General features: G+C 44.5%; 4 protein-coding genes and 1 pseudogene. All 5 read right to left on the bottom strand.

Going from position 1 to position 5,598, the window contains the following annotated elements:
* A partial coding sequence (locus B4J23_RS09935) for a lipopolysaccharide biosynthesis protein (RefSeq protein ID WP_349678868.1) occupies nucleotides 1-1,059 on the bottom strand: 1,059 nt, incomplete at its 3' end.
* Nucleotides 1,056-2,081: an NAD-dependent epimerase/dehydratase family protein gene (locus B4J23_RS09930; RefSeq protein ID WP_291360359.1), complete on the bottom strand. Its 1,026-nt coding sequence runs from the start codon at nucleotides 2,079-2,081 to the stop codon at nucleotides 1,056-1,058. The genes B4J23_RS09930 and B4J23_RS09935, both read right to left, overlap by 4 nt.
* Before the next feature lie 30 nt (nucleotides 2,082-2,111).
* Nucleotides 2,112-3,389: a Vi polysaccharide biosynthesis UDP-N-acetylglucosamine C-6 dehydrogenase TviB gene (gene tviB / locus B4J23_RS09925; protein ID WP_291360357.1), complete on the bottom strand. Its 1,278-nt coding sequence runs from the start codon at nucleotides 3,387-3,389 to the stop codon at nucleotides 2,112-2,114.
* A gap of 198 nt (nucleotides 3,390-3,587) precedes the next feature.
* Nucleotides 3,588-5,206: pseudogene (gene tnpC, locus B4J23_RS09920) on the bottom strand (IS66 family transposase).
* A 74-nt stretch (nucleotides 5,207-5,280) separates the two neighbouring features.
* The coding region (gene tnpB, locus B4J23_RS09915; RefSeq protein ID WP_291360355.1) for an IS66 family insertion sequence element accessory protein TnpB at nucleotides 5,281-5,598 on the bottom strand (318 nt) is incomplete at its 5' end.

Below are 5,598 nucleotides of genomic sequence, written 5' to 3'. Positions count from 1 at the left end.
AAATAAAATAAATTTAATGCACAACTCGACAATCTGCAATTTAAACAAGGCCTTGCTATTGCGCCGCGCTACCAGATAAGCAGAACTTGGCGGATTACAGAAAATCGCCCAATATCCCAGAGCTAAAATCTGGAAATACTGTGAAATTCCAACCCATTCCTTGCCAAAAATCCAGAGGTACAAAGATTCCGGTATGACAAAGAAAATGGCAAATAGGGGCAAAGACACTACGCTAAGTAGCACGCTACTTTTTAAAGCCGGTTTATTGGTTTGGGTATTTTTAAACAGGCGAATAAAGAATTGACGCAAGGTCTGCGATATCAGGTTAATAGGTACCCGTAAAGTTCGCTCAACAATGGCATAAAAACCCATCGCCTGCACACCGATAAAATGTGACACCACATAATATGGCAAGTTATGTGAAAAACTGTTTAGCAAGGCATGTGGCGTATTGGAATAAATAAAATCTTTATAGTTTTTAAATACCTGCCAGCTGATCTGATACAGTTGATTCTTCAAAATATAAGACAACACCGCGATGATCATGATCACTGAACTGATCATATAGCTGTCAATCAAGGCAATACGCATCAGCAGCGGCAAACTCAGCTGGACTGCAATCACAATCAGGCTACGGAAAATATTCAGCCCGGCACAAAAATATTCAGCATGTGCAGCAAATTTATAATTGTACAGGCTCTGAATCAGAGTATTGACCAGTACACCGCTACAGATCGCAGCCACCGTATCAAAGTGAAAGATGAAGCTTAATACCAGACCACTAATCAGTGTCAGAATCAGAGAAAAAATGGTGCCTTCAAAAATCAGGCTTTTTTTCTCCTGCTCTTCTGCGATGAGTAGAGCCTGATCCAGACGCAAATTGGCCACCGTGGATAAGACACTAACCACGGCCAAAGCAATGCCATACTCGCCAAAGTCCTGCACCGAATACAGGCGCGTTAAAACAGGAAGTGCGATAAATGTCATTATCGCACCTACAAGTAAACTTAGGGTAATTAAACCAACAGATTGGTATTTGGCGAGCAGACGCGCAATCATGTCAGATTGTGAACATACCACTGCATTGCCAGTTGAATACCTTCAGCAATTTTATATTGTGGCGCATAGCCCAAATGCTGCTGAATCTTGGCAATACTGGCCTGAGAATGACGCACATCACCCGCACGGAAATCACGATAAATCGGATCCTTATCATACTGCACACCATTTTCAGCTAAAGCATTCTGAATGGCGCGATACAGTTCATTCAAGGTAGTACGATCACCCACCGCGACATTATAAACCTGATTTTTGGCATTTTCATTGGTGGTAGTGGCTGCCAGAATATTGGCCTGTACCGTATTCTCAATAAAGCAGAAATCACGGCTGGTTTCACCATCACCATTAATGAACACATCATCGCCAGCGATCATCGATGCTGTCCATTTTGGAATCACCGCCGCATAGGCACCATTCGGATCCTGACGCTTGCCAAAAACATTAAAGTAACGCAGACCAATCGATTTAAAACCGTAAGCACGAGCAAACACATCGGCATACAGCTCATTGACATATTTGGTCACGGCATAAGGGGATAAAGGATGACCAATATGCTCTTCCACTTTAGGCAGAGCCGGATGATCACCATAAGTCGAGCTACTAGCAGCGTAGGTAAAGCTGGAAACACCAGCATCCCGTGCCGCAGTCAATATATTTAGAAAACCGCTGATATTGGTTTCATTAGTGGTAATCGGATCAGCAATAGAACGTGGCACGGAGCCCAGTGCAGCTTCATGCAAAACATAGTCCACATCTGCACAGGCTTTTTGACAGTCTGCCAAATTACGGATATCACCTTTGATAAAATGGAAATTTGTCCACTGCTCGGCACTGACCTGTGACTGAACTTCATCTAGATTATACTGATGACCAGTGGCGAAATTATCCAGGCCTACTACTTTCTGATTCAGTTTTAGCAAGGTTTCCAGCAGGTTAGAGCCAATAAAGCCTGCAACACCTGTCACCAGCCAGGTTTTCGGTGCCTGCTGCAACTGCTCACACACCGTTTGGTATTGGTTCATTCTTTTTAAATCCTAAATGATGCAAATGGGTTACAGACGTAGATCTGACTCGGCCTGACTGAATATATATTTCAGGTCATACAGGACATGATTGACCTTACCTAGAGCACGAATCTGTGCCGCTCCCATCGCTTTAAACTGTTCATGCGCTACAGCCAGAATCACTGCATCATATTCACCATTTTTCAGCTCAGTGATTGGTTGAATACCATATTCATGCTCTGCTTCAGCAGCATCAATCCAGGGATCATAGATATCCGCCTGAATATGATATTCCTGCAGCTCATGCACGATATCAATCACTTTGGTATTACGGATATCCGGACAGTTTTCCTTAAAGCTCAAGCCGAGTACCAGCACTTTGGCACCTTCTACCTGAATCTTTTTCTTGATCATGTCTTTGACCAGCTGGGTTACCACATAGGCTCCCATACCATCATTCAGGCGACGGCCTGCCAGAATAATTTCAGGATGGTAGCCAATGGATTGTGCCTTATGGGTTAAATAGTACGGGTCTACGCCAATACAATGACCACCAACCAAACCTGGACGAAAGGGCAAGAAATTCCACTTGGTACCTGCTGCCTGCAGTACGGCTTCAGTATCAATACCCATTTTATTGAAGATCACCGCCAGCTCATTGATTAATGCGATATTCACGTCACGCTGGGTATTTTCAATCACTTTCGCTGCTTCTGCGACTTTGATACTTGGCGCCTTATGTGTACCTGCCTGAATAATCAGCTTATAGACCTGATCAACATAGTCCGCCACTTCTGGGGTAGAACCTGAAGTAATTTTCAAAATATTAGTCACGCGGTGCTGTTTGTCGCCTGGGTTAATTCGTTCCGGGCTATAGCCAGCAAAGAAATCGGTATTGAATATTAAACCTGACACCTGTTCCAGTACCGGAATACAGGCCTCTTCAGTCGCACCTGGATAAACAGTGGATTCATAAACCACCACATCACCTTTGGACAAAACTTGTCCAATACTTCGTGATGCTTTAATCAATGGAGTGAGATCTGGCTGTTTAAACTGATCAATGGGAGTTGGAACAGTCACGATATAGAAGTTGCAATCTTTGAGATCTTCTAAATTGGCAGTGTAACGTAATCTTGTCGCTTGTGCTAATTCTTCCGGAGACACTTCCAAGGTATGGTCTTTACCAGACTTGAGTTCATCGATGCGTTTTTGGTGAATATCAAATCCGATGACTGGGACTTGTTTACCGAATTCAACAGCCAAAGGTAAACCGACGTAACCTAATCCGATAATGGCAATTTTGAGTTCTGAGAGCTCTAGCATTAATCCAGACCTTGTAACATAAATTTAATAAAATAAACCGAGTGACAAATAGAGTCACTATATACCAGCAATTTTAGCATATAAGGCAGTAAGTAAAATTTTTTATGTAGTTTTAAGATAATTCCTTATTTTTTCTTTTTTAAATATTATGTATATAAACATATGAAGTAAGCGTCCGCTGAATCCCATACCTATTTTTTAATTTTGGTCGGATTTCCAGCGGTGTGGCAGTAATTCTTCTATTTGGGTCACTTTATGCGTCGGTAGCCTTTTCAGCACATCACTTAAATAGGCATACGGATCCAGTCCATTCAGCTTTGCTGACTGGATTAATGTCATAATATTGGCTGCTCGCTGACCGCTGCGCAGCGAGCCAGCAAACAGCCAGTTCTTACGTCCCAACGCCCAGGGGCACATCTGATTTTCAATCCCTTGCGCAGCAATGCTGCTCATATCTATAGGCAAATTGCCATCATCCAGATAGCGGCTTAAGGCTGGCCAACGTTTTAGGCTGTAATTGATCGCCTTGGCAGTTGGAGAACTCGATGGCACCGCCAGATAATGTTGGTTGAGCCATTCATATAGTTGTTGCATCACTGGTTGACTATGCTGTTGCCGGTATTCGCGGCGATGTTCTGCTGTACCATCGGTCTTTTTTCTGAGTTCGGCTTCTATGGCATACAGTTTCTGAATCAGCACTAATGCCTGTTCAGCGATCTGACTTTCCTCGGTCACATGCAGTTCATGGAATTTACGACGTGCATGCGCCATGCAGCCCACCTCAATGACCTGGCCTGATTTAAAGCGTGCTTTATAACCACTGTAATCATCACAGACCAGATGGCCTTGCCAGCCATTCAGGAACTCTTCAGCATGCTGACCTGAACGGCTATCCTGAAAGTCATAGATCACCGCTTGAACTGGATTGTACTGTGTGGTGGCATAGGCCCAGACATAACCTTTCTTCGGTTTTTTCTCATTCTCACCCATCCGCATGATGGTGACCGGCGTTTCATCGGCATGGATCACCCGCTGTTGCAATACCACCTGTTTTAAGGCATTAGCCAGAGGTTCCAGTTCCACACCGCAGCGACCTATCCAGTCAGATAAAGTGGATCTGGACAGATCAATGCCAGCCCGCTGATAGATCAGGCGCTGACGGTATAGCGGCAAATGATCGGCATACTTCGATACCAGCACATGGCTGAGCAGTTCAGGTGAAGCAATGCCTTTATCAATCACATAGGCAGGCATCGCTTGCTGAGTCAGGGTGTCACACTGATCACAGACCCATTTGCCACGGACATGCTGTTCCTTGTAGAACTGTGCCGGTCTGAAATGCAGTTTTTCACTGATATCTTCGCCGATACGACGTAACTGGCAGCCACAACTGCATTGGGTTGATGCAGGTTCATGCTCAATACGGATGGTGTGTAGATGATCTGGCAGCAGTCGACGTTTAGGTTTGTTGACTGTGGCTTTCTGTGTCCCTGCATCGGTTTTATCTGCATTTAATCGTTCTAATTCCAGATCAACGGTGCGATATCTTCTTCGACCGCTTCGTCCCATAGATGGATTTGTTTTGCGGTGAGATGTTCGTTTTTACTGCCGAATTTATGCTTTTTAAACAGCGCCAGTTCATGCTCGTATTTTTGATTGAGAATAGAAAGATGCTGAACTTTGGCATCCAATTGCTGGTTTGATTTTTCTAATTCTTGATTTGATTGTGCCAGAGACTGATGCTGCATCGCCAACTGCCGGGTAAATTCCAGCAATTGTTCATGGGTCAGTTGGCTTAAATCAGGCAGCATTTTCATGACCGCAGTATGCCTGAGGTCATGACGCAGAGGAAATAGAACGTTTGGAGAATAGCAGAATGGAACAGCCTAGTTTAGAGCATTGTGACCACTTGCTGTCGTCCAATGCGCTGCCAGGGCAAACCCTGAATTAATGCCTGTAACTGTACTGGACTGAGAGCTACATTTTCACCCTGGTGAACTTTAGCCCAGTGGAATTTTCCCTGTTCCAGCCGCCTGGCACACAGCCAGATGCCCAGTCCATCATGTACCAGCACTTTCATACGATGGCCACGTTTATTACAGAACAGGTAGGCGCAATGCGGTTTGATTGAGCCAAAGGCTTTCATAATCTGCGCCATGGCCGTATCCATACCCGCACGCATGTCCATCGGCTGGGTAGACAACCAGAT

Origin of the sequence: Acinetobacter sp. UBA3025, from assembly GCF_002367915.1 — a bacterium.
In the GTDB taxonomy this organism is placed as follows: Bacteria; Pseudomonadota; Gammaproteobacteria; order Pseudomonadales; family Moraxellaceae; genus Acinetobacter.
The sequence above is the reverse complement of the archived record's forward strand: the minus strand, read 5'-3'. Positions and strand labels throughout refer to the sequence as shown.